Annotated in this window: 1 protein-coding gene; it reads left to right on the top strand. The window is 71.8% G+C overall.

Going from position 1 to position 2,840, the window contains the following annotated elements; genetic code table 11:
• Positions 1–91: 91 nt before the first annotated feature.
• Complete coding sequence (gene pepN, locus ACFRMQ_RS39820; RefSeq protein ID WP_380735790.1) at positions 92–2,671, top strand: aminopeptidase N; 2,580 nt, start codon at positions 92–94, stop codon at positions 2,669–2,671.
• The last annotated feature ends 169 nt before the right edge of the window (positions 2,672–2,840 follow it).

Raw genomic sequence — 2,840 nt, 5'->3', positions numbered from 1 at the left:
CCCCTGCCCCGCCCCGCGGTGATTTTCCGGCCGCCCCGTACGTTGGACATGCGAGGATTCGGTCCATCAGCCTGACGAAGGAGTGCAGCGAGTGCCCGGCACAAACCTGACCCGTGAGGAGGCCCGTACCCGGGCCGACCTCCTCCACGTGGACGCGTACGACATCGAGCTCGACCTCGGCTCGGCCCGTGAGGGTGGCACCTTCCGGTCCACCACCGTGGTCCGGTTCAGCGCCACCACCCCCGGTGCGGAGACCTTCATCGACCTCGTCGCCCCGAGCGTCGAGGAGATCACCCTCAACGGCGAGCGGCTCGACCCGGCGAGCTTCGTCGACAGCCGCATCCCGCTGCCGGGCCTGGCGGCCGAGAACGAGCTGCGGGTCGTCGCGAACTGCGAGTACACCAACACCGGTGAGGGCCTGCACCGGTTCGTCGACCCGGTCGACGGCGAGACCTACCTGTACAGCCAGTTCGAGGTGCCGGACGCCCGCCGGGTCTTCGCCAACTTCGAACAGCCCGACCTGAAGGCCGCGTTCGCGTTCACCGTGACCGCGCCCACGGGCTGGGTCGTGGTCTCCAACTCGCCCACCCCGCGGCCGGCCGGCGAAGGGGACACCCAGGTCTGGACGTTCGAGCCCACCGGCCGGATCTCCGGCTACATCACCGCGCTCGTCGCCGGCCCCTACGTCGGGGTCTTCGACACCTACGAGAACGGCGAGCAGCGGGTGCCGCTGGGCATCTACTGCCGCCCCTCGCTGCGCGAGTTCCTGGACCCGGAGGCCGTCTTCGAGGTCACCAAGCAGGGCTTCGACTACTTCCAGGAGAAGTTCGACTACCCGTACCCGTTCGCGAAGTACGACCAGCTCTTCGTCCCGGAGTTCAACGCCGGCGCGATGGAGAACGCGGGCGCCGTCACCCTGCGCGACCAGTACGTGTTCCGCTCCAAGGTCACCGACGCCGCGTACGAGGCCCGCGCCGCGACGATCCTGCACGAGCTCGCCCACATGTGGTTCGGCGACCTCGTCACCATGGAATGGTGGAACGACCTCTGGCTCAACGAGTCCTTCGCGACCTTCGCCGAGGCGGTCTGCCAGGCCGAGGCCCCCGGCTCCAAGTGGCCGCACTCCTGGACCACCTTCGCCAACCAGATGAAGACCTGGGCGTACCGGCAGGACCAGCTGCCGTCCACCCACCCGATCATGGCGGACATCAACGACCTGGAGGACGTCCAGGTCAACTTCGACGGCATCACCTACGCCAAGGGCGCCTCGGTGCTCAAGCAGCTGGTGGCGTACGTCGGCCAGGACGCCTTCTTCCAGGGCGTGCAGGCCTACTTCAAGCGCCACGCCTGGGGCAACACCCGGCTCGGCGACCTGCTCGGCGCCCTCGAGGAGGCCAGCGGCCGCGACCTCAAGGCCTGGTCCAAGGCCTGGCTGGAGACCGCCGGCATCAACGTGCTGCGGCCCGCCGTCACCGTGGACGCCGACGGGCGGATCGAGTCCTTCGCGGTGCTCCAGGACGCCCCCGCGCTGCCCGCCGGCGCCAAGGGCGAGGCCGTGCTGCGGCCGCACCGCATCGCGATCGGCCTGTACGAGCTGAACGGCGACGCGCTGGTGCGCACCGACCGGATCGAGCTGGACGTCGACGGCCCGCGCACCGAGGTGCCCGAGCTGGTCGGCCGGCAGCGCCCGGCCGTCGTGCTGCTCAACGACGACGACCTCTCGTACGCCAAGATCCGGCTGGACGAGGACTCGCTGGCCGTCGTCACCGAGAACCTCGGCGGTTTCACCGAGTCGCTGCCGCGCGCGCTGTGCTGGGCCTCCGCCTGGGACATGACCCGCGACGGCGAGCTGGCCGCCCGCGACTACCTGTCGCTGGCGCTGTCCGGCATCGGGCGCGAGAGCGACATCGGCGTGGTGCAGTCGGTGCAGCGGCAGGTCAAGCTCGCCCTCGACGCCTACGCCGACCCGCGGTGGCGCGAGGAGGGCCTCGCCCGCTGGGCCGCCGCCGCGGAGGAGCACCTGCGCGCCGCCGAGCCCGGCAGCGACCACCAGCTGGCCTGGGCCCGCGCCCTCGCCTCGGTCGCCCGCACCGACGGCCAGCTCGGGCTGATCGCCGGGCTGCTGGACGGCTCGGCCGAGCTCAAGGGCCTCGCGGTGGACACCGAGCTGCGCTGGACCCTGCTCACCCGGCTCGCCGCCACCGGCCGGGCCGACGAGGCCGCCATCGCGGCCGAGCTGGAGCGGGACAACACCGCGGCCGGCCAGGAGCACGCGGCCACCTGCCGCGCCGCCCGGCCGACCGCCGAGGCCAAGGCGGAGGCCTGGGCGTCGGTGGTCGAGTCGGACACCCTGACGAACTACGTGCAGGACGCCGTCATCACCGGCTTCCAGCAGTCCGACCAGCGCGAGCTGATCGCGCCGTACGCGGAGAAGTACTTCGCGGCGGTGAAGGGCATCTGGGAGACCCGCAGCCACGAGATCTCGCAGCAGATCATCGTCGGGCTGTACCCGTCGCTCCAGGTGACGGCCGGGACGCTGGAGGCGACCGACGCGTGGCTGGCCTCGGCCGAGCCGGCGCCGGCCCTGCGGCGCCAGGTCGTCGAGGCCCGGGCGGGCATCGAGCGCGCGCTCAAGGCCCAGGCGGTCGACCGCGCGGCGGGGGCCAGCTGACGGCGGGCCGATGCCCGAAGGGGCGCCGGACGGAGTCGTCCGGCGCCCCTTCGGGGTTCCGCGTTGTTCCGGGTGGCTACTTCTTCTTGCCCTTGCCGTACGGCAGGCCGGCCAGACCGGCGATCACCGCGAAGGCGACGAGGGGGAGAAACACGTACAGGCCGCGGGT

Origin of the sequence: Kitasatospora sp. NPDC056783, assembly GCF_042789895.1 — a bacterium.
Lineage (GTDB): Bacteria > Actinomycetota > Actinomycetes > Streptomycetales > Streptomycetaceae > Kitasatospora.
The sequence above is the reverse complement of the archived record's forward strand: the minus strand, read 5'-3'. Positions and strand labels throughout refer to the sequence as shown.